This is a genomic window from Rhodovulum sp. YNF3179, from assembly GCF_050586465.1.
In the GTDB taxonomy this organism is placed as follows: Bacteria; Pseudomonadota; Alphaproteobacteria; order Rhodobacterales; family Rhodobacteraceae; genus CAJXYS01.
The window spans coordinates 25,415-47,167 of record NZ_JBOCEG010000003.1 but is presented as its reverse complement, the minus strand read 5'-3'; the positions used below and the strand labels follow the sequence as shown (position 1 = coordinate 47,167).

The following is a 21,753-nucleotide window of genomic DNA, read 5'->3' as shown; positions in this document are numbered from 1 at the left end:
CGGAGGGATGGCGATGCAGGGAAAAGCCTTTGTCGAGAAAAACTTCGGACAGATCTGGCCCGTTCACCTCGCCCAGTTCACGCGCCTGCTGGTGGAGTTGCGTTCAGCCTTCGACGGCGATCTCGACTTGCTGCTCGTCATGGCCGTGATCGGCGAGAGAACCCGGCCCGAAGGCTGGTCTCCCGAACTGCTGACCTACCGGCAACTGACGCGGGGCGATGCCGACGCGCATTACCAGACGCCGATCAATATCCAGTCGGTGGCGGACTATTCGGGCATCCCGCGCGAGACCGTGCGCCGCAAGGTCAAGGTCCTGCAGGAACGTGGCTGGGTGGACCGGGACGCTACCGGTCACCTGGGCATCTCAAGGCGCGCCGCGGAAGACCTGAACGCCGCGACAGGCACATCGATCAAGTATCTCGCCGCGCTCGCCGATGCGATCATCGTCCTGCAATCCCGGCCCGACGCCTGAGCGCAGGGCGCCCGTCACGCCCTGCCCCTGCCGACGAGATAGGCGTAACTCGCGATCGTCGCACCGCTGGCGAGCAGCTCGACGGCCAGCAGCACGCCAAGCAGTACCGCGGCCGATTGCGGCAGGTTGAAGAACACCATGAACGCAAGCACCAGCGAGATCGCGCCGGACCCCAAAAGCGGCCAGAACAGCCGGCTGCCGCGCAGCGAAAAGGCCACCGCCACCTTGGCGATGCCGCTGACGAGAAAGGCCGAGGCCACCACGATCGTCAGCGCCACGATACCGGCCAGCGGGTTGGTCAGAAGCGAGAGCCCGAGCGCCAGGAAGGCGACGGCCAGCAGGATGGCCCAGACCCGCGCCCCGCGCCGCTCGGCCTGGAATGCGGCGACGGCTTGCAGGATACCGGCCAGCACGAAGATCCACGCCGCGATCTGTTCGGCCGTCAGCGTCGCGGCCAACGGGTTCAGTAGCGCCAGGACCCCGCCCGCGATCATGACGCATCCCGCGACCATCCAGACGATCCAACTCTGCATTCCGTCCTCCAGCTTGAAACCGGTCCGGGCCGCGCCTAGCGCGCCAGGTGCAGGAGCGCCTGCCCGTCCTCGAAAAGAACCACCCCGCCGTCATCGGCGACGTCATGGCGCGTCACCCGCGACAGCGCGTCGAGAAAGGCGCGCTCGAGCCGCATCTGGGGATCCGGGCAGGCCATCATCGTGACACCCAGCTGGCCGAAGGACAGGCCTTCGCCGCCCAGGCGGTAGGGACCGATCAGCCGGTTGCACCCGGCATTGCCCGCGACACGATCCTTCAGGAACTCCAGCGTGATCTCCACCTCGTCGGGCACAGCGGCCGCGCCGATCCTCACGACGCGCCAGGCCGTGCCGCGCAGGACGTCGGCCGGCGCACCGGCGGTGCCGGTCAGCACGCGATCGCCGATACGCAGCTCTGCCCCCGCCGGGTAGGGCATCCCGGACATGTCGTCATGGGCGACCCCCTCGGTCACCGTGACCTGCAACAGGCCGCTCTCGTCGGAAAAGCGGCGCATGCCCGGCAGGCGAGCCGTCTCGCCGAGGCGGCCCTCGGCGCGGAAGGCCTGCGTGTAGCCGGCCGTCAGGACACCGACACCGTTCTCGATCCGCAGGGTCCATGGCGGTTCGTTGCCCCGGGCGACGAGCGGGCCGAGCGTGGCCTCGAGATCCGGCAGGCAGGGGGCAAGCGCCTCTCCGGCCAGGGTGACCGAGAGATCGTTTCCTTTCGTCCAGACCACGGTCTCGGGGCTGCCGCCATCGGAGAAGCGCGCCCCGGACGCCGCCGGAACCGGCGCAAGATCGAACGCCCCGGTTCCGCTGTGAAGCCGCGCGGCCCCGTCATGGACGGAGAGCCGGAGCCGTGTCCCGGCGCAGCGGAACGCCGGTGGCCGCGGCTGGATATCCGCCGGGCTCAGGACCAGCCGCCCGGCATCGACGGTCGCGTCCCCCTCGGCGACGGTGACCGGCCCGCCGGTCGCCTGCACCGGGCGCCCCGCGACGTAGAGCGCCGCGCGCAAATCCAGCGCGCCCTCCGGCACCGTCAGGACAAACGCGACCGGCGCCCCCGGCGCGGTGACACGCACCGGTGCGGCGTGGTGCGCGCGGCCAAGGGCATCCACGACTTCGACATACAGGGTTCCCGGCCGCGTGGCGTCCTGGTCGGACGCGACGACGACCGTGCCCCGAAGCTCGCGCGCCTGCGCCGTTCCGCCCGCCATCAAGGCGAGCATGCCGACGAGCATCGCCGTCACGCACCGTCCTGCCATTCCCATCGCACCGTGTCTCCGATCATGTCTCCCTGATATTCCTACATGACCGCGGCGGCGCATGACGACACGCTCTGCGCTCAAAATGGGCAAGACCCGCGCCGCGGCCCTGACGACCCCGGCCCGCGGCGGTGGCGGCGAAGGCGCGCATGCTGAAAGGAATTCACGCGAGGCTGAAAAAGCATCAATTGCGGCATGGGCCTCTCCGGCAGCACAGTAAATCCGTTGGAATGCCAAGATATTTTGGAAGACAGCTCATGCATTCGATCACACGCGCCGCTACCATTCCCACGCACATGGCCCGCATTTCAGCCATCGGCGGCCTGGCCCTGGCAGATGGCGACTGTCCGACCGAGCACAGGGGCCTCAAGGTCGCACGACTCGGCGTCATCCCGGCGGGCTCGATGGCACGGCAGGTCGGCCGCGGCAGTCACGTCCTGCTCCTGCGGCGGATCACCATTGAGCCCGGCGGGCCGATCGCGCATCACGGCGCGGCCAAGGTTCCCGGGGCCGTCTACAAGAAGAGCGGCGCCTGGACAGAGGGATGGGAAGGCGGCGAAGCCGTGCACAAGGCCGGCGAGACCTTCATCGAGGATGCCGACACGGTGCACTGGTGCCATAACCGCGGGGGCGAAATCACCGGGCGCCGCGACACCGGGGATCGGGCCGCCAGACATTCAAGGATTTGCTTTTCTGCGCGTCGGGCCGCCGAGATCCGACGCGACCGGCGCACCCGGCCGTTCTGCCCGGACAAACGCCGCGAAATGTGCTAAGAAGAAAAATCTTTCGTACCGAGTAGCCGAGGCAGCAGTCAGGCGAGGACCCTGGATCAAAAAGGGGGACTCAAGATGACCGGTGTGAAGACTCTGGATGGCAAAGTTACGCGTATCGATGCCGATGCGATCGAAGCGCTCTCCGCATCGCTGAGGGGAAATGTCTTTTCCGACGGTGACAGCGAATTCGACGAGGCGCGGACGATCTGGAACGCGATGGTCGACCGCAAGCCGGCGCTCGTCGTCCGGGCCCTGGGCGCCAGCGACGTGCGCCAAGCCGTAAACTTCGCGCGTGAAAACGGCCTGCTGCTCGCCGTCCGATCGGGCGGGCACCAGATCGCGGGCCATGCGGTCGCGGAAGGCGCCCTGTTGCTGGACCTCTCGCAGATGCGGTCGGTGCGCGTCGACCCGAACGCCAGGACGGCCCGCGTCGAGCCCGGCGCCTCCCTTGGAGACGTCGACACGGAAACGCAGTCACACGGTCTCGCGGTGCCCATGGGCATCAATTCCACGACCGGCATCGCCGGCCTGACGTTGGGCGGCGGGTTCGGCTGGATCACCCGCAAACACGGCATGACGATCGATAACCTCCTGTCGGCCGATATCGTGACCGCCGACGGCGCATTGGTCCGGGCCAGCGCGGACGAGAACCCGGACCTGTTCTGGGCCATACGGGGCGGCGGCGGCAATTTCGGGGTCGTGACATCCTTCGAATTCCAGCTTCACGACGTCGGCCCGGAAGTCCTGGCAGGGCTGATCGTGCATCCGCTCGCAGACGCGCCCGAGCTTCTGGGCGCGTTCGCCAAGATCGCCGAAACCGCCCCCGATGACCTGACGACATGGGTGGTCATGCGCAAAGCCCCGCCCCTGCCCTTCCTGCCCGAGGCCTGGCACGGCGAACCGGTGCTGGTCTTCGCGGTTTGCTATATCGGCGAAGAGAAGGATGGCGGCGAGGCCCTCCGGCAATTGCGGTCGCTCGGAACCCCGGTTGCCGACGTGATCGGGCCGACGCCCTTCGCCGGGTGGCAAACCGCCTTCGATCCGCTGCTCACCCCCGGGATGAGAAACTACTGGAAGAGCCATGACTTCGACGGCCTTCCCGACGACGCGGTGTCCGTGCTCTTGAACGCGGTGGAGTCGCTGCCGGACCCGAATTGCGAAGTCTTTATCGCCCATGTGGGCGGCGCCATGGCGAGAGTGGCGAACGATGCCACGGCCTATCCGCAAAGGGCGTCGCACTTCATCATGAACGTGCATACGCGATGGCAGGATCCCGCCGGCGACGATGCGTGCATCGGCTGGGCGCGGAAACTGTTCGACGACACCGCGCGGTACGCGACCGGAAGCGTCTACGTGAACTTCATGCCGGACGACGAGATCGAGCGGGTGGACGGTGCATATGGCGCCAACATGCGGCGCCTGGCCCGGGTAAAGGGCAGGTACGATCCGCTCAACCTGTTCCGGCTCAATCACAACATCCAGCCAGAGATAACGCCGCAAGCCGCGGAATGACCCGCGGCAGGGCCAAACGGGAGACCTGGACATGATGATCGCAAGATGGACCTGCGAAGCGAAATTCGGAATGAAAGCGGAGGCGCTGGCACTGCACAGGGAATGGGCGGAACAGATCGGGTCCCAGACCGACATCGACATCGCGAACAGCCGTGTCGTTACGGGCTCGGTCGGCGCGAAGGAGGCGATCATACAGGACGAGTTCCAAATCGCGAACCTGGCCGAGCTGGACGCTTTCTTCGACAAGATTGCCGGGATCGAGATGCATGCCGACTGGGGAAAGAAGATGGGCGATGTCATCGTGTCCGGCTCGACCTACTGGGAGGTCTTCCGCGTCGTGGACTGAGCCCGCGACGGATCGCGCCTGCCTTGTGACGGCGCGCACCCCCTCTCAGGGCGTGTCGGCCGCGATGGCGCCCTTTGCCCGGGATCCGTAATCGGCCCGCGCATGGGCCAGCAGCCACCGGGCGAACTTCTCGGTCGCCTCGCCGGTCTTCTTGTTGCGCTGCGCGAGGTGGAAGGCGTTGCGCGGGACGACGACGGGAAGCCCCGCCGACACCAGCGCGCCCGACGCGACCAGCTCCCCGGTGATCGACCGCCAGCCCAGCATCATCCCGTGCCCCTCGAGCGCGGCCTGCGTCGTCTGGACGTAATTGGTGAAGGTCTGGCCGCCCCCCCGGACGACGGGCCGCCCGGTACCGGCGAAATAATCCGGCCATGTCAGCCAGGACGTCTCCGCCGACCGGACATGCAGAAGCGACACGGCGGCGGGCGGAACCTCTGAGCCGAACCGGGACCTGACCGAGGGGGCGCAGACCGGTTCGACGACCTCGTCGAAGAGATGATGCAGAACTCCGTCGTTCCAGCGGCCGTGACCGTACCGGATCGCCAGGTCGATCCCATCCACCAGCGCGGGCACGCCGGACTGCGTCGTCACCACGTTCACCAGAAGGTCGGGATGGGCGCGGTAAAACGCCGACAGGCGCGGCATGAGCCAATAGGTCGCCACGCCCACCGAACAGGCCACCGTGACCGTCTTGGCCCGCTCGGACTCCGCCTGCCGGAGCGTGTCGAGCAGATCGGCGATCCGTGAAAGGCTTTCAGCCGTCGTTGCGGCCAGCGCGTATCCCGCCTCGGTCGGCCGCGCCGGCCGGCTGCCCCGGTCGAGCAGCGGGAGGCCTATGTGATCCTCGAGCTTGCGCACCGACTGGCTGATCGCGGGCTGGGTCACGTTGAGTTCCGCGGCCGCCGCCTGCACGGAGCCGGACCGGACCACCGCGGCAAAGGCGGTCAGCAGGCGGAGGGGCGGCAAATCGCGATCCATAGCATAACCATCATCTAATACTTTCTTTAGCGCAATCGCCGTATCGCGGCGGCCCCCGGGCCGATTAGCGTATCCATCGATGAGGCCTGCCACGAAGGGGGATTCAGTCATGGACGGCACGCAGATCGACCCGGTGACGTTGGAAGAGGACGGGTTGACCGTGGCCCTGCCCGACGGCCGCCGAGGTTATTTCAACGCATGGTGGCTTCGTGACAACTGCCCCAGCTCCTTCGACGCGGAAACGCGCGAGCGCACCTTCGACATATTCCACCATGCGACCACGCCGCGTCCTGCCGAGGCGCATATCGACGAGGACGCGCTGGTGGTGCACTGGGCGGGCGAGCACCATGTCTCGCGCTATCCGCTCGCGATGCTGGCCGCCTACGCCGCCGGCGAACGCCGCCATGATCCCGCCGACCTGCCGCGCCGGCCGTGGTTCGCCGATCATTATCCGGACCTCACCCGTGTGGCGCATCCGACCCTGCACGAGGATCCCGCGGAACGGCGGCGCCTGATGGAGGCGCTGTTGGTCGAGGGCGTGGCGATCATCGGCGACATGCCTGACACCGACGCGGCGCTGACCCGAACGGCCGGGCTTCTCGGGACGATCCGGCCCAGCTTCTTCGGCGCCTATTTCGACGTGCGCACCCATGTGAAGCCGACGAACCTCGCCTATACCTCCAAGGCGCTGGAACTCCACACCGATGTTCCGGCCGAGGAACTCGCGCCCGGCATCCAGTACCTGCACTGCCGGCGCAACAGCGTCGCGGGCGGCCTGAACCTCTTTCTCGATGGAACCGCCGTCGCCAACGACCTGCGCGAGGACGACCCGGAGGCCTTCCGCCTGCTCAGCGAGACCGAGATACCCTTTTACAAGGAGCATGACGGCATCGACATGCGCGCCCGCCAGCGGGTGATCGAGCTTGACCATAACGGCGCGGTCTCGGGCGTCACCATCAGCCAGCACATGGCCGACATCTTCGATCTGCCGCAGCGGCTGATGGACCGCTATTACCCGGCCTTCGTGAAGTTCGGACGGATGTTGCAGGACGAGAAATACGTGATGCGCTTCACCCTTCGGGCCGGTGAATGCATCTGCTTCGACAATCACCGGATCGTGCATGGCCGCGCGGCCTATGCCGCCACCAGCGGCGAACGCCACCTGCGCGGCACCTATACCGACCGGGGCGAGCTTCGCGGGCTTTACCGTGCACTCGTGTCGGAGGGGCGGTTCCACTGAAAGACACGTCCCCGGCGCGGCGCCCGCGCCGCGGCCGGGGCGCGAGATCATCATCGATGACGCGGGCGCGTTTCGCCGATCCCGGACCGATGCGCGATCGGGACGGGCCGGACTATCGCGATCGATACGAATCCGGCAAGGATGGGACCGTGGACGCGCGCCGGGCAAGGAGAGACACATGAAGGCAGGCTTCATCGGATTGGGCAATGTTGGCGGCAAACTGGCCGGGAGCTTGCTCCGCAACGGGAACGCGCTGCGGGTGCATGACCTGGATCCCCAGCTGGTGGCGGCTTTCGTGGCGCGCGGCGCCGAAGACGGCGGCACCCCCGCGGCGATGATGCGGGACTGCGACGTGGTCATTACCTGCCTGCCTTCTCCCGCGGCCTCTGCGGCCGTGATGGACGAGATGCTGCCCGAGATGGGGCCGGGCAAGATCTGGATGGAGATGTCCACGACCGATGCCGAAGAGGTCCTGCGGATCGGTGCGGAGGTCGCCGCGACCGGCGGCGTGGCGGTGGAATGCCCGGTCTCGGGCGGATGCCACCGCGCGGCCACCGGCAACATTTCGATCTTCGCGGGCGGACCCCGCAGCGCCGTGGAGGCGGTGATGCCCCTGCTGAAGCATCTCGGCCGCCGCATCCTGCACACCGGCGAGCTTGGCACCGCCTCGAAGCTGAAGGTGATGACGAACTACCTCGCCACGGTGCACCTCGTCGCGCTCTGCGAGGCGCTGACGACGATGAAGGCCGCGGGGCTCGACCTTGCGACCACCTACGAGGCGATCCGCATCAGCTCGGGCACCTCCTTCGTCCACGAAACCGAGAGCCAGTTGATCCTGTCGGGATCACGTGACGTGAACTTCACCATGGATCTCATCATGAAGGATATCGGATTGTTCCAGAAACTCGCCGACACGGGCGGCGTGCCGCTGGAGTTTTCGCCGATGCTCATCGAGATCATGGCCGACGGCCAGCGGCGCTGCGGCGACCGCGCGCAGTCCGACCGCATCATCGAGCGGCTCGAGGAGGCCACCGGCCTGGCGATCCGCGCGGACGGGTTCCCGATGACGCTGGTCGACGACGAGGCGGAGGAAGAAGGCTACGAGATCCTGCGCACGGCCCGCCCGTCGACGGCAGCCCAATGACGCCGGCCATGCGCCGCAACCCGGGCCATTGACGAAACGCGCGCACCGGCCGGAAGCCGCAGGGACACGGAGATCCTGGCGTCACCCCGGGCCGTCCATGCGCGCAGGGCTCAGCCAGTGGTCCGGCCGATGGGTGCGAGGCCGACGGCAATGCCACCAATGATGAGTCCCGCGGCCAGTACCGCCGGCCAGGTGAGGCTCTCGCCGAGCAGGAGCACACCAAGAGCTAGCGCGATGGCCGGAACCGACAGCTGGGCCAGGGCGCCCCGGGTCGCGCCCAAGGCCGGCAAAACGGCGTACCACAGGGCATATCCCAAGGCAGACGTCACCCCGCCCGAAACGGCCGCAAGGAACACGCCCTGCAGGCTCATGACCTGTGTATCGGGCCAAAGTGGCTGCACCAGGAGAACCAGGGGCAGGCAATACAGGAAGTTCCAAGCCGTGGCTTCCAGCGGATCCGTGACCTTTCGCCCGATCAACGAGTAAATTCCCCACCCGATCGCGGCACAGACCATCAGGAAAAGCGCAACCGGCGTCACGGCCACACCCGCTGTCGGAACGGACAGTATCGCCAGGCCCGACAGGGCCAAGGCCATACCGGCCCATCGTCTTGTCGGCGGGTTTTCACCCTCGGCCAGGGCGCCCGTGAACATGGTGATCTGAACCCCTGCAAACAGGACCAGCGCCCCCAAACCGGCATCGATCGACACATAGGCGAACGAAAAGCACAGCATGTATGCCGCAAGTCCCAGAACGGCCGGCATCCGCGGTGCCCGTGGCCTGGGCAGAGAGCGCTCCCGCAGCGAGAGCAGAGCGAGCAGCACCAAGGCCCCGGACGCGACGCGGATGAAGGCGAACCCACTCGGCCCGATCGCGTCCCCGGAGAGGGCTGCGCGGTTCAGAAGCGAATTGGCGGCGAAAGCCAGCATCGCGAGAACTGTCAAAGGGAAAAGCTTGATGCATGCCTCCGTCGGCTGCGGCCTTTCTGACCGGTCTCGAGTTTATGTCTTATTCCCGGAGCAGACCAACACTTTGCCGGCAGGGGGAAAATTGCGAGACAGACAGGAAATTGGTGCACTTCGCGAAGAGGGCCGCCACCAGGGACAGCCCTCTCGCGATTTGGCGCGTGATCAGCCCGGCGTTCGGATGATCAGTGCTGCGTCGCGCCATTATTTGACCGCCGAGACAATCTTGCTGCGAACCTCGAGGGTGGAGCCGCCCCCGTGAAGGATCTGGTTGAGAGCGGTCTTCTCGCTCTCGGTCAACTGGGTCACGTCGACATGTACCGCGTAGCCCCGCAGCTCGGACTGAAGAATTGCGTCGGAATTGTTCATGGCCGAGGCGGTACCGGCAGCTGCGGTGACGGCCAGGGCAGTCAGGATGGCGATCCGTTTCATGATGTAGTCTCCTTTCGGGTTTCAGTTTCCAGCGGCACGATCTGTGCTGCCGTGAACCCGATCTGGGGATGTCTGCCCACGGGCCGAAATAACGTTTTCCTCTCAGTGGCATCACGCGTATTTGCCCTTGAAGAGAGCGCCTTTCTTTCCGTGCAGGCGGCTCCGCGAAACCGGCACGGAAAAGGAAACGCCACAGGGCCAGGCCGTCCTGGAAAATCTGCGGCGAACCCGGAATGACGCGACCATCACGGCGTGGTGCCTGACCCGGGACAGGCCGGTCGAGCGGTTGCGTCTCTCGTCGCGGCTGTGTGACCCACAGGTCTGGCAAAACTCACGAGGACGCGAGCGTTTCGCCCCGGGAACGGTCCCGGCGGGACCGGCCGCGCGGCAGGTTGAACTGCCACACGCCCACTTGCCCTTATGACCGGCCTGATACACTCTTTCGCATGGAGGAGGATGTCCGTTCGCCAATCTCCTTTGCGGCGAACGGACCGGCGCGGCGTCATACACCGGGAGGAGCATGTCATGACATCCAGGGACCCAGCGTCCGGACCACCGGACGATCCGACGCCGCAACAGGGCTCGATACCCGAGGTCAACAAGGTGACGGCCGATGACATAACCGCCTCGCTCAAGGCGGGGTTTTCCGACTTCCTGGCGCGCCCGTTCATGAGCGGCTTTTTCGGACTCTTCTACGCGGTTTTCGGACTCCTGTTCGTCTGGACCCTGGTCTGGCTCAAGATGGTCTGGATGATCATTCCCGCGGTGATCGCCTTTCCGCTGGTCGCGCCTTTCGCCGCGGCCGGGCTCTACGAAATGTCACGCCGGCTGCAAAAGGGAGAGAGTTTCGGCTGGTCCGAAATCCTCACCGTCATGGCCAATCAACGCAAGCGCGAGATGGGCTGGATGGCCTTTGTCACCCTGTTCATCCTGTGGGTATGGTTTTACCAGTTCCGAACCGTGCTGGTGATCGTGCTGAAAGACTCGTCGTTCTCGGATCTGAGCGGGTTTTTCGACACCGTGCTCTTCACCGCGCCGGGCTGGACCTTCCTTGCCATCGGCTCCTGCGTCGGCGCATTCCTGTCGGCTGTCCTGTTCTCGGTGACCGTGGTCGCCATGCCGATGCTGCTCGACCGGGAAGTCGATTTCATCTCGGCCATGCTCACCTCCCTTCGCGTCGTCCAGGAAAACCCGGTGGTCATGCTCGGCTGGGCGGCGATCATCTCGGTCACGATGCTGCTGTCGCTGGTACCGGCGTTTCTGGGCCTGATCTTCACCCTGCCGATCCTGGGCCACACCACCTGGCATCTCTACCAGCGGGCCTTGCCACCCGTGGAGGCATGAGAGCCGCCCCGCCATCGCCGCGACCCGTTGCGTCCCCGTGTCGTCCGGGGCACGGCGGCCCCGCCCGCGGCGGATGCTCTCGCGACTGCTCTTGACGGACCGCGAGGGGCGCTGCCGGGATGTCGGCCAAAGCCGGGGCCCTCTGCCCGGTTCAAGCGGGGCTCTTCCAACGGCGGCGCTGGCGGAGGAGGTGGCCGCCATAATACTGTGTCAGCCTGTAGCGCCTTGGCGAAATTAGTCTCACTATAATAAATCTTTGGCAGAATTATGTAACGCAACCTGTTGCAACCTGTAGCGCCCAATGCCATCTGCAAAGGTAGGTAGGAAAGGCGGTGCACCATGCCGAGACTTGCGAAGGAACTGACGCCCTTGGAGGTGAAGCGCCTGGAACACCCCGGCGGAAAGAACAACAAGGTATTTAGCGTTGGCGGCGTGAAGGGGCTGGTATTGCAGATCACGCCAAGCGGTGCCCGCTCCTGGATACTGAGAACAAACATAGCCGGTAAGCGCCGCCATATCGGCCTGGGTGGTTATCCGACTGTCAGTCTTGCACAGGCACGAGAAAGGGCGCGGGAGGCGCTGGACATGATCTGGCGCGGGGTGGACCCTATCGCGGAGCGCAACGCCGCCCTGACGCAGCTTAAAACGGCTCAGCAGCGCGGCCTGACGTTCAAGGATGCAATGGAGCGTTTCCTCGCGGCGAAGCTGACGGAGTTCCGTAACGAAAAGCACCGGAAACAGTGGAGTTCGTCGCTGGATCGCTACGCGGTTCCCGTCATAGGCCACCAGCTGGTGGAGGACATTGGCGTGGCCGACGTTCTGCGGGTTCTGGAGCCGATCTGGCAGACTAAGACCGAGACTGCCAGCCGACTGCGCGGGCGGATCGAGGCCGTGCTGGCATGGGCCACAGTGTCCGGGCACCGCGAAGGCGACAACCCGGCCCGCTGGAAGGGCAACCTGGACGCAATCCTGCCCAAGCCGGGCAAGGTGGCGAAGGTGAAGCACTATCCCGCCGTGGCGCTGGCTGACGCTGCCGACTGGTTCCGCGATTTACAGGCGCGGACGGGCACCGCAACGCGTGCGCTGGAGTTCATGGCCCTGACAGCCGCACGATCCGGCGAGGTTCGCGGCGCGACGTGGGACGAGTTCGACTTGGACGCTGGATTGTGGACGATCCCCGCCGACCGCATGAAGGCCGGGAAGGAACACCGGGTGCCCCTGACTGCCGAGGGTGTCGAGATCATAAATAACATGCCCCGGATCAGCGAATACGTGTTCGCAGCGCCCCGTGGCGGGCAGTTGTCGGACATGGCGATTTCCGCTTGCATGAGGCGCATTAACGAGGCTCGGGCGGGTGGATACCTTGACCCGCGTGATGGCCGCCCAGCGGTGCCTCACGGGCTTCGCAGCACCTTCCGGGACTGGACTGCCGAGCGGACGGAATATCCCCGCGACATGGCCGAGATCGCGCTGGCCCACACGGTAGGTTCCGAAGTCGAGCGCACCTACCGGCGGACGGACATGCTGGAGAAACGCCGCCAGATGATGGCCGCATGGCAAAGGTTCCTGCGCGGCGAGGAAGGCGATACGGTGGTGAAGCTGGCGAGCCTGGCATGAGTTGAAAATGATTAACAAGCTCTGGTTCTTTCTATTTTCCAAATTACGCCGGACAGTTAAGAAAAATCCCTTTTCTGGTGTAAAAATGTGAACAGAATAGGGGGCACCTTGAACAAACAGGTGCTCTAATGGCTGAAACCTATCTTTCCGACACAGACCTCGGACACCGCTACGGTGTCACCCGTCAAACGATCTGGCGCTGGCACCGCAACCGCGCCGACTTTCCCCGAGTGCGCAAGCTGTCGCCGGGCTGCGCCCGCTGGCGTCTTAGCGAGATCGCAGCGTGGGAAGAAACTGCCGAACCGATTCAATGAAAACCGCCACGCCCGAGAAAGGCGCGGCGGAGGGTTGTTTCGGTGGTTTGGCGGACATTCGGAATATACCTGCTTACGCGCCTCGGAACAAGAACGAGGCAACAGCAGTGAAACAAATTCAAATCAAGTTACTAATGCGCCTCCATGGCGTGACCGAAGCACAAGCCAATGCGCTAGCCACCCTCATTTGGGGAGGTGCGCATGGCGGATAAGAACAGCATCAACCCTGAAGGTACACTCGTTGCACCTTCTCATCGCGAAGCGTCCGACAATTACGGGCGCGTCCTGGCCCAGCGCGATAGTATCCGCTTCATCCTCTGTCGGGATGGAATTCAATACATCATCCAGCGCCGCCGTGGAGCCGATTTAGAGTGTCGGGGAAACGCTTGGCACGCCTTTGGCTACTTCACCACCCGAGAGGCCCTCGAACGGCTGTGGACGCGCCATTCAGGCGCTCCTGATGACCTCCGCCACCTTTCCGAGTTTGCCCGTCAGATGGCTGCCCCGACTTGGAGGGGGCGCCATGGGGGGTAAGGGCTACAAGGGCAGGAAACGCGGTGGCCCCAAGTTCGTGAAGCTGGACCACTCGCTCATCAGTGAATGGGAGCGGCTTGGCGTATCCTGCGGAGCCAGGGCGCTGCACGTCGAACTTATCAAGCGCTACAACGGCGGGAACAATGGCAGGGTCTACCTGCCAACCCGCGAAGCAGCCCAGAGCCTCAGTGTGACGCGCAACACGGTATCGCGATACTTCGCGGAGCTGGAGGCGCTGGGCTTCACCGTAGAGACGCGTGGCCCCAGCCTTGGTGTCGAAGGAAAAGGGAGGGCCGCCGAATGGCGGCTCACCCACCTGCCATGCGATGACAGACCTCCAACGCTCGATTACCGAAATGCAGAACCCCTGCGCAAAAATCGTGCGGGCCTGGCGCAAAAAGCGAGCCAAGGAAGCCCTGCAGGCAAGGCCAAACCGGCTCAAAAATCGGGCCAAGCAGAGCGGAACTCCCGGCTCAAAAACCGTGCCAATCTTACATCTAGCCATGGGCCTAGAGCGTCAGAACCGCAGCGCCGGGCCGCCAATGGGCACGCATCGGCTGGCGCATCCTTGACTATCACGGAGCAGCCAAATCCGCCCCAACTCTTCAACGGAACGAAAGGCAGGAAAGCATGACAAAGAAATCCGACAAGCCGAAATCGGCGACCACTGAGACAGACAAGCGCAAGCCGCCCACTGCCTGCCTGGATTGGGAGAAAGGCGGGCCGCTGACGATAGAAATCCACGGCGACTATGCGCGCATCCGAGCCGCTACCGAAAACGATGCCGTCTCGGATTGGCTTATCGGCGAACTGGCTACCATTGGGTCACAAGGCAATACCGTCGATGAGCAGGCAACCGACTTCGCGCTGGGCTTCCTCGATGCCATGAAGCCAGAGGATCCAGCCGAGGCTCTACTGATTTCGCAAATGGCGGCTGTTCACAAGGTGACCATGGTGATGGCCCGACGCCTGACCCACGTTGACCAGATACCGCAGCAGGACTCCGCAGAGCGGGCGCTCAACAAGCTTGCCCGCACCTACGCGGCGCAGATGGACACGCTTAAGCGATACCGCACCAAGGGGCAGCAAACAGTGCGCGTCGAGCGGGTAACGGTCGAGGATGGCGGCCAGGCTATCGTTGGAGAGGTGCACTCTGGGGGGCGGGGGCATGAAGAAAAGTGACGCTTACCCCATGCACAGCGCGCCAAGATGCACGGCGACTTCAAAGCGCTCGGGAAAGCGGTGCAAGAACCCGGCTGTGAGGGGCTGGCACGTCTGTCGGATGCACGGCGCCGGAGGCGGCGCCAACTCCGGTAGGGCCCATCCGAATTACAGACACGGCGAACGGAGCGGCGAAGCCGTAATGATACGAAAGCTGGTCGCTGCAGTGGGCCGGCATGCAAAAACTTCTGGGCAATGAGACCTGCAAGAAACGCCGGCTCCTAAAAAATGCATGGTTTCAATGATTTGCGGTCACAGCATCGCGGGGCACAAAGGACACGCTGCATGCAATGCTCTGTACGTGCCGAACGCTTCCGCTCCAAACTTTGACCGGGCACACTGATTCGCGGTACCGTGTAATCGTCAGTCCTTTTTTTAAGGGAATTGGGCCGGTGCCGCCTAATAGGAGGCCACAATGGGCGCTCGTATCCTTATGGCCATTCTTCTGGTTTGGGTATCAGCGGGCATGGCCTCAGCACAAAGCTTCGAAGGCATCCGTCTACCAAAGTCCCCGATCGCCCCGACCCTTCAGGATTGTGCTCAGCTCAGTAGCAAACTGCTTGAAGCTTCAAATTTCTACATGGACGCGTACGAATCCTGCGCACGCAGAAACCGATCTGGGGCGACTATCGCTTCTTTTAGAGCGTGTGGGCGTTATGAGGGGACAATTCGCTCCGTGTGTGAAGGCGCGGCCAAGGCGAAGCTCTGCGCACAAGAGAGATTTTATGAGGAGACCAAGATCTGCCGAGAACGGGCGAGCGCCCTGCTTAAAGTAAAGCGGGCTGCCAAGAAATCGGCAACGGAAGTTACACGGAGATCGATAAGGGGTAATGCACCCGCAGGCCTGCGCAATGCTTATGACAGCTACAATGATTTCCGGAAGCGTCTCGAGCGCGGTCAACTCTTTGGTGCAAACCTAAAGAACGTCGCCGATAAGCGCGCTGGCTGGCGCTCGCGCAAGGATTCGATTTTCGGACTTGCCTCCGAGGCGTCGGACTTTGCCCTCCGGAGCAATCGTTTAAGTCGGAACCTTGTACGAAATAACCTTCGGCGTCTTCAGGGGGTAATTGACGATGCGCAGGGCCGGTTTGACAAGGCTTACGAGGACTTCGACAGCAAGCCAAGGGAAGCACAATGGTCGCCGGGGATGAAGGATTTTGAAGCGGAATTTGCGCGCATCGAGAGCCGAGTTAAGTCCGGATCGGGCGATTTTGGAGCGGTCTCTGGTCAAGGTGACGCGGAGGCGACGTTTGACGACATCGTAAGGCAGATCGAAGCCGCCACGGCTGCGCGCAAGTCCGAGAATGCTGCGGTAATGGCCGCTGCCGCGCGCGCGGCTCAGGCTCGACGGCAGGCGGAAGCAGCGCGCCAGGCGCAGATTGCCCGGCAACGCGCACAACGCCAGGCGCAGCAGCGTGCACAGCGCCAGGCTCAGCGTGCACAGAGGCAAGTGCAGAGCTTTGACCCGCCCACGCCAACATCTTCCTGTGGAGCCATGGGCTGTGGATTCAACGAGTGGCTCTATACAAACACCATGAATGCGTACAACCAAGCTATTCAGCAGGTACAGCGGCAGCAGCAATTACAGGGGAAGCGGCCAATTGATAGTCAATGTACCGGGGAATATGCCTGTGGGATACCCGGAGGATAGTGATTTCAGAAGGAGTGCCGGCACTAAGGTCTTTTCCTAAAGCTGGAGGTTATCTCCCTTGAGGCTTAAGCCTTAAATTGAAGGGTAAGAGAGATTTTTCCAAATGGATTTTTTTGTCTTTTCGTGGATGAATTCTGATGAATAGGTTTTTGCTTGCCTCTGTTATTTTTTTTCTCGCGCCGTCTGCCTGGGCCGCGAGCGAGGAGGATTTGGCGGACCTCATTGCCCAGGGGGATACTGAGGCTTTCTCGACGGAACTTACCGAAAGCTCTGACCAGCTTGAGGCGCAGGCATTGCAGCGTCTTCTTGGATTTGCGGCGAGCAGAGGTGATGCTGAGGCAATCGAGGCGCTGATTTCCTCGGGCGCGGCCCTCAATGGAGACCTGGATGGCGGATGGACGGCGGTCGCGATTGCGCTGGTGTCCGGCTACGAGGATCTGGCGGTTGATTTGCTGGCGCTCGGGGCTGATCCGGCGATACCGAACGACGACGGGATAACTGCTCTCGACGTCGCGATGTCACTGGAAGCAGAAGAATTCCTGTCTGCCGTGGATCAGCAAGACGTGGCTGGAAGCCCCGCAAATGCGGTCGAGAACCCCGACCTGCTGTTAATTGACGCGGCTTCCGCGCGGGACGCCCAGGCTGTTGGAGAAGCCCTGCAAGCGGGAGCGGACCCGAATGCCACTGACGAGCAGGGATGGCCAGTAATCGTTATCGCATCGCTGCAAGGTGACCTCGCAATTATAGAGCTGCTTATCGAGGGTAGTGCCGCCTTGGATGTTGTTACCCCGGACGGGATAACACCGCTACTTGCGGCTGTCGTCGGCGCGGAGAGCATAGATGCCGTCGATGCACTGCTGGCAGCCGGTGCTGATCCGGACTTCAGTCCTTCTGACAAGCAACCCCGTGCGCTTATCGCCGCGATTTCAGCGCAAGACGTCGACCTCGTAAACGCTCTGCTCTCCGGTGGTGCGGAACCAAAGAGACTCGAGAGCGATGCCGTCGCTCCTGCAGATCTTGCCCGGCAACTCGGATTGAACGTTGCGCAACTCGAGGCGCTCCAGCCCGTTAGCGTCGAGGACAAATTGGACGAAATTCTTGCGCGTCGCCCCTTTATGCCCTCTTCAAACCCCGCTGAACAAATTTTGTCCGAGTATAAAGGCAAAGGTGAAAACCGTGGCGCACATAAAAGAATACTATCGTACTTATTAAAAATAGCGTCAACAGAAAATAATAGTACAGCTGAAAGCCCAGAAAAACACAATGCAATTTCTCTTTTGGTCCACATGCTTTCGGAATCGGATGATTTTCTTAGTATTATTAGAACAAGCAATGAGTTTGAGCGCCAATTTAATAAGCTACGTGAAAACTATGCGCTGATTTTAAGTAAGCGGAAATATCAAGACCGATCATTTAAAATTGGAGGCCTGTCGCTTAGTGGAAATATTTTTACGAGCTTAGATGCCATATACTATTTTAATCTTTTTGAAATACCCAGGCAGCGAGGCCTTAATGGCCTGTTCTTTACTGCACTCAAGACTAAAGCATGCGCTCTCCCGTCAATTTTCATAGATAGATTGATTGCCGGAGATTTTAGCGATGTATATCAGGTTCCATTTTGGGAATACAGCCGTTCCTCAATTGAAAGGGCTAGTCAGGCAATACGTAAGGTCAATTTATATGCAGTTGGGAAGGTTAAGTCTAATGAAGGGATTGGATTGCATTGGGCGTCATTCCTCAGTTGCGAATATAAGGACTTCCTACAAATTGCTCAGAAACTGGACAAGCTTATTCTTGAAAAAGCCGAAGGTAAGTCTGAGAAGATAATCGATCAGAGGATCCTTGTATATCGCGATATACACCTTGTCGACGCACTTATAGCGGAAAAAAAATTTGAAGCTCTAAGATATCTTCCGCCACCAATGTTGCCAAGAATTGAATGGCGCGGCAAGAAAAACACTATTGCAAGCCTACAGAAAGCTCTAAAAAAGCGGGGATATTATGCTGGCGCTATTGATGGCATTTCCGGCTCGGGCACAATAAACGCGATTGATCAATACTGTACTTATCTGCAGGATGCTTATTGGAACTTACTGGATGAGTATTCTTATGATAATTTGAAGCGCAATAACCTTAACAAAATCACTCCGCTTGGTTGGTCTTTTAAACAACGGTGGAGACATGGTAAAATTTCGCTTTCATCATATTTTGACTTCATGTTTATTGAAGGTAAAAATTCTGATTTTTTTCATGTTTCTATATCATCGGATCTTCCTGGTTATCTTGGGACTGTTTCTAGATTCTATTTAAGCTTCAATATTCATAAAAGTCAGTCAGTAGAGAGAAAAGAGTGCGCTTTCAATATTTTCAATAGTAGGCATGAAAACTATCTGCTAAAACTGACTCACAGCCAAAAAGAAACCTATTTCGGTCTAAAAAAAGTTTTGGTAGATAAAGAGTATACGAATTTTTACTTACGTTAGAAATTTGCGAAATTTAAGTGCGCTCAAAGATATGATCGGGAAAGTGGTGCAAAAACCCGGCTGTGAGGGGCTGGCACGTCTGTCGGATGCACGGAGCTAGAGGTGGCGCCAACTCCGGTAGGGCCCATCCGAATTACAGACACGGCGAACGGAGCGGCAGTGCGGTTAGGCTGCGTTACTTACTGGGTGCATTAGCCCGGCTGAGGTGCGAATGACCGATGGTTGCCTCAATGACTGACGGCGCATCACGATGGTCGCATTGAAGGAAATACTTACTGTGTGAATTATGATGCAAAGGCTACCGCATCACAGTCGGCTATCCGCTTGAAACTCCAAAAACCTCGAATCGAGGGCAGTCAATCTCGCCAGTGAAACGCGAGGGGCAATGCAGACTGAGAATGACAGCGAAGAGACTTCTGAGCAGCGCGCCGAGCAAGCCTATCAGCGGTCATCCGCCCTGTTCTCGGCAATGGACAATGAGGTGGGCGGAGCAGGTTGGCTTGCGGAAGACAATTCCAACGTGGCGCTGGGTCAAAATGTACTTCGCGAGGAAATTGGCTTTTTTGGTCCCTATGAGGGGCCGGAATATCACTTTTATGAAGAAACACGAAACCGGCTGATTGCGCATGGGCGGCAAGACACAGCATCTGCGTTCGCAATGGCAAGGTCTGCATTTCGGGAAGCATTTTGGGCACGACGCCTCGCATCTCGCGCGGTTTTTATGTTGATGATTAGTATTTTTCTTAACATTGTTATTTTGCTAATGCTTTGGTGGAAATAAGGAATGCCAGCATTGTAGCCTTCCGGATAAAAAAACATCAAATACTCGCATTGAGTGAGGCCTTTTCATATGCTGGATTGATTAGCTATGCGGAACCGACACAGCCTAAAAATTGCAGCTGCAGTGGCAGGAGTAATGTCCATACCCACCAGTTCATTGGCAGTTCAAGATTACCCGCAGCTTCAGGACCACGTACATCAACAGCTCTGCACCTGTGCCTTTGTTATTGAGGATCCAAATGAACGGCTCCGATGCTTTTGATGAGACTCGGTCTATACGACCTGCAGCCTGACAGCTTACCAGATTTTTTTGAGGAAGAATGGTGTCGAGCGCGGGGCCATCGTTTACCAGCAACACCAAGACTGAAGTCACACGCTGGTGACTTAGTCCTGCCCCTAATAGCTATAGATACAGATGAATATTATGGCACTAGGATGCCGCGTCGGTGACAATGTGTCTTCAGCTTTCGCGCGATGTCACCAGCCCGCTCGAAATGCTGCTTCATCATATCATCATCGAAGCCGGACTCTTCCCACTGCACGAACCAGTTATCCTCAATCTCACGCATATGCTCGTACATTTGAACAAGCAATGAATTACTTGCTCCATCGATAACGTGAAGTAACCCGTCATCTTCCAGTCCACACGCCCGTGGTTCCTCGTCAATTGAACTCAATATATATTTCTCTATATAGTCGAGCCCGTTCATAAAAACCTCCAAGGCATCGGATTTGGCTAAATACTATAGGTCAATTGCTTTTCGGAGAATTAATTTCCTTTCAGGCCAAAGATAACGGGCAGGCTCCATTATTAATTGCCCAAGCGCAAGAGCGGTGCTAGCCGATTAAAGTGTCAGGCACATGTGTTGGGTATGCCCTCTTGAACAATGCTTTGCCAATCTGGCCCCAAAATGGCCCTGGCGGAAAGTGCGTTATTGTACCCGCGCTGTCCTGGCTCAAGCATCTGGACAACAAGCGATTGCTCGTTGCTGTTATAAGTCTGGAAGCCAGTGTAGTAGTTATAGGTCGCACCCGTGACCCGACTCCCGGTTTGGCTTGAGACGAAGACGAACTCGTCACCACCTCTTCGGATGACTTCTATAGCTGCGGCCTGATTTGCGACCTCTCGCGCTCCGGTTCTCCCGCATGCGGGGGCTGCTGTCGTGGCAATCTCAAATGAGCTTGCTGTTAACGGCTGGATGTCCGTTGTTGCGCAAGCCGCCAACATGGAAGCGACTCCTAATGAAGCAATGACCGGAAATCTCTTCATATCAAATCCCTGACTGAAAACCTCTCATGTTGAGAGCGTGAAATCCAAGACGCCGCGCGTCAACCCATCCGTTAGCGAGACTTGGCCGCTTGCCTGGCTTCGCGGGAATCGGACAACGTGGTAGAGTAAGGGCGTTCATCTTACTCCCGTCTCTTGGACAGAGGGGTCAGTCTAGTGAGCTAAGGCTGGCCCCTTTTCGTCAGCGGTGCCATTGTTAGCGAATGACCACGACACTTGCCGCCATCCCGAAGCTGCACCTGTCTCTGGAATGCGGTCTCTGTGGTCACCACCGCCTGCTGCCCGTGGCTGCCCTGCTGTCAGGCCTAGACCCAGAAACCACCGTTGCTCAGGTGGCCCGCTCCGCTCGATGCCAAGGCTGCCGGGGCAAGGGCTACGGGAAAGCGCAGGTGGTCTATGTCGGAGCGTCTGAGTATGCGCTGGACGGCGCGCGGGAGCGCGATTGAGCTTCAGCCGGGGATCGGTTTTGCGGTAAGCGTGCGGGAAGGTAGGTAAAATTTGCACGCATCAATTAAAACTATAAAAAACAAATACTTATTAAGAAATTTGGCGGAGGAGGTGGGATTCGAACCCACGGTGGGCTTTCACCCACGCCGGTTTTCAAGACCGGTGCATTCGACCACTCTGCCACTCCTCCGCGGCCGCAACCGAATAGCGCCCCCGGCACGATTCTGGAAGCGGGCTTCGCGCCCCGGGGTCACGGGCCGTGGCGGGAACCGGCCGGCGGGGCGCCGCGGCGGGCGGCGGCCACTTTCCACGCGGGTCGAGTGCCGCTAGGATATTCGCCAAGGCCGGCGGCGAACCGGCAGGATGCGAGCAGGCCGGGCCGAACGGCTCGGAACAGGGGACACGGCATGGCAAGAC

At 60.9% G+C, this 21,753-nt stretch carries 21 protein-coding genes and 1 tRNA gene; 15 read left to right on the top strand and 7 right to left on the bottom strand.

All coding sequences use genetic code 11. The features are described from left to right. The first annotated feature begins 13 nt into the window (after positions 1-13). Entirely contained in the window at positions 14-472 is a 459-nt protein-coding gene (locus ACQ5SP_RS05530) for a helix-turn-helix domain-containing protein (protein ID WP_430937273.1), read from the top strand. A gap of 14 nt (positions 473-486) precedes the next feature. On the opposite strand, the gene ACQ5SP_RS05525 is transcribed toward ACQ5SP_RS05530, so the two are convergent. Next, a complete protein-coding gene (locus ACQ5SP_RS05525; protein ID WP_430937271.1) occupies positions 487-1,005 on the bottom strand; it encodes an HdeD family acid-resistance protein in 519 nt (172 codons plus the stop codon). A 35-nt stretch (positions 1,006-1,040) separates the two neighbouring features. After that, entirely contained in the window at positions 1,041-2,243 is a 1,203-nt protein-coding gene (locus ACQ5SP_RS05520) for an META domain-containing protein (protein WP_430937765.1), read from the bottom strand. Between the two features lie 173 nt (positions 2,244-2,416). On the opposite strand from ACQ5SP_RS05520, the gene ACQ5SP_RS05515 reads away from it, so the two are divergent. From ACQ5SP_RS05515 to ACQ5SP_RS05505, 3 genes are all read left to right on the top strand, one after another. Further along, the gene (locus tag ACQ5SP_RS05515; protein WP_430937269.1) at positions 2,417-3,040 is read left to right on the top strand and encodes a hypothetical protein; all 624 of its coding nucleotides are present in this window, start codon (positions 2,417-2,419) and stop codon (positions 3,038-3,040) included. A gap of 75 nt (positions 3,041-3,115) precedes the next feature. Continuing rightward, positions 3,116-4,552, top strand: coding sequence for an FAD-binding oxidoreductase (locus ACQ5SP_RS05510; protein WP_430937267.1), 1,437 nt, complete (start codon positions 3,116-3,118; stop codon positions 4,550-4,552). A gap of 31 nt (positions 4,553-4,583) precedes the next feature. Beyond that, the gene (locus tag ACQ5SP_RS05505; protein WP_430937265.1) at positions 4,584-4,898 is read left to right on the top strand and encodes a hypothetical protein; all 315 of its coding nucleotides are present in this window, start codon (positions 4,584-4,586) and stop codon (positions 4,896-4,898) included. 45 nt (positions 4,899-4,943) lie between these two features. Here ACQ5SP_RS05505 and ACQ5SP_RS05500 read toward each other — a convergent pair whose 3' ends face one another. Then, positions 4,944-5,876 carry a LysR substrate-binding domain-containing protein gene (locus ACQ5SP_RS05500; protein ID WP_430937263.1) on the bottom strand — a complete coding sequence of 311 codons (933 nt, stop codon included), beginning with the start codon at positions 5,874-5,876 and terminating at the stop codon, positions 4,944-4,946. A gap of 109 nt (positions 5,877-5,985) precedes the next feature. Here ACQ5SP_RS05500 and ACQ5SP_RS05495 point away from each other — a divergent pair, with 109 nt between their 5' ends. Both ACQ5SP_RS05495 and ACQ5SP_RS05490 read left to right on the top strand, forming a co-directional pair. Continuing rightward, the gene (locus ACQ5SP_RS05495) at positions 5,986-7,116 is read left to right on the top strand and encodes a TauD/TfdA family dioxygenase (RefSeq protein ID WP_430937261.1); all 1,131 of its coding nucleotides are present in this window, start codon (positions 5,986-5,988) and stop codon (positions 7,114-7,116) included. Positions 7,117-7,294: 178 nt separating this feature from the next. Then, positions 7,295-8,260 carry an NAD(P)-dependent oxidoreductase gene (locus ACQ5SP_RS05490; RefSeq protein WP_430937259.1) on the top strand — a complete coding sequence of 322 codons (966 nt, stop codon included), beginning with the start codon at positions 7,295-7,297 and terminating at the stop codon, positions 8,258-8,260. Between the two features lie 110 nt (positions 8,261-8,370). Here ACQ5SP_RS05490 and ACQ5SP_RS05485 read toward each other — a convergent pair whose 3' ends face one another. Together ACQ5SP_RS05485 and ACQ5SP_RS05480 are read right to left on the bottom strand one after the other, a co-directional pair. Beyond that, positions 8,371-9,204, bottom strand: a complete 834-nt coding sequence (locus ACQ5SP_RS05485) for a DMT family transporter (RefSeq protein WP_430937257.1) — start codon at positions 9,202-9,204, stop codon at positions 8,371-8,373. Positions 9,205-9,429: 225 nt separating this feature from the next. Continuing rightward, entirely contained in the window at positions 9,430-9,657 is a 228-nt protein-coding gene (locus ACQ5SP_RS05480; protein ID WP_430937255.1) for a hypothetical protein, read from the bottom strand. Between the two features lie 525 nt (positions 9,658-10,182). On the opposite strand from ACQ5SP_RS05480, the gene ACQ5SP_RS05475 reads away from it, so the two are divergent. From ACQ5SP_RS05475 to ACQ5SP_RS05440, 8 genes are all read left to right on the top strand, one after another. Beyond that, the gene (locus ACQ5SP_RS05475) at positions 10,183-11,001 is read left to right on the top strand and encodes a DUF2189 domain-containing protein (RefSeq protein ID WP_430937253.1); all 819 of its coding nucleotides are present in this window, start codon (positions 10,183-10,185) and stop codon (positions 10,999-11,001) included. Between the two features lie 339 nt (positions 11,002-11,340). Continuing rightward, positions 11,341-12,618, top strand: coding sequence for a tyrosine-type recombinase/integrase (locus tag ACQ5SP_RS05470; RefSeq protein ID WP_430937251.1), 1,278 nt, complete (start codon positions 11,341-11,343; stop codon positions 12,616-12,618). 128 nt (positions 12,619-12,746) lie between these two features. Next, a complete protein-coding gene (locus ACQ5SP_RS05465) occupies positions 12,747-12,932 on the top strand; it encodes a helix-turn-helix transcriptional regulator (RefSeq protein WP_430937249.1) in 186 nt (61 codons plus the stop codon). A gap of 571 nt (positions 12,933-13,503) precedes the next feature. Continuing rightward, a complete protein-coding gene (locus tag ACQ5SP_RS05460) occupies positions 13,504-14,100 on the top strand; it encodes a hypothetical protein (RefSeq protein ID WP_430937247.1) in 597 nt (198 codons plus the stop codon). Further along, a complete protein-coding gene (locus tag ACQ5SP_RS05455) occupies positions 14,097-14,648 on the top strand; it encodes a hypothetical protein (RefSeq protein ID WP_430937245.1) in 552 nt (183 codons plus the stop codon). Before ACQ5SP_RS05460 ends, ACQ5SP_RS05455 begins: the two co-directional genes overlap by 4 nt. A 454-nt stretch (positions 14,649-15,102) precedes the next feature. Next, positions 15,103-16,338 carry a hypothetical protein gene (locus tag ACQ5SP_RS05450; RefSeq protein WP_430937243.1) on the top strand — a complete coding sequence of 412 codons (1,236 nt, stop codon included), beginning with the start codon at positions 15,103-15,105 and terminating at the stop codon, positions 16,336-16,338. Between the two features lie 137 nt (positions 16,339-16,475). After that, positions 16,476-18,821 carry an ankyrin repeat domain-containing protein gene (locus ACQ5SP_RS05445; protein WP_430937241.1) on the top strand — a complete coding sequence of 782 codons (2,346 nt, stop codon included), beginning with the start codon at positions 16,476-16,478 and terminating at the stop codon, positions 18,819-18,821. A gap of 385 nt (positions 18,822-19,206) precedes the next feature. Then, complete coding sequence (locus tag ACQ5SP_RS05440) at positions 19,207-19,602, top strand: hypothetical protein (protein ID WP_430937239.1); 396 nt, start codon at positions 19,207-19,209, stop codon at positions 19,600-19,602. 421 nt (positions 19,603-20,023) lie between these two features. On the opposite strand, the gene ACQ5SP_RS05435 is transcribed toward ACQ5SP_RS05440, so the two are convergent. Next, complete coding sequence (locus tag ACQ5SP_RS05435; RefSeq protein ID WP_430937237.1) at positions 20,024-20,311, bottom strand: hypothetical protein; 288 nt, start codon at positions 20,309-20,311, stop codon at positions 20,024-20,026. 781 nt (positions 20,312-21,092) lie between these two features. On the opposite strand from ACQ5SP_RS05435, the gene ACQ5SP_RS05430 reads away from it, so the two are divergent. Next, positions 21,093-21,335 (top strand): hypothetical protein, encoded by a 243-nt coding sequence (locus ACQ5SP_RS05430; RefSeq protein WP_430937235.1) that lies wholly within the window; start codon positions 21,093-21,095, stop codon positions 21,333-21,335. A 101-nt stretch (positions 21,336-21,436) separates the two neighbouring features. Here ACQ5SP_RS05430 and ACQ5SP_RS05425 read toward each other — a convergent pair. Further along, positions 21,437-21,526, bottom strand: a tRNA-Ser gene (locus ACQ5SP_RS05425). Positions 21,527-21,753: the final 227 nt, after the last annotated feature.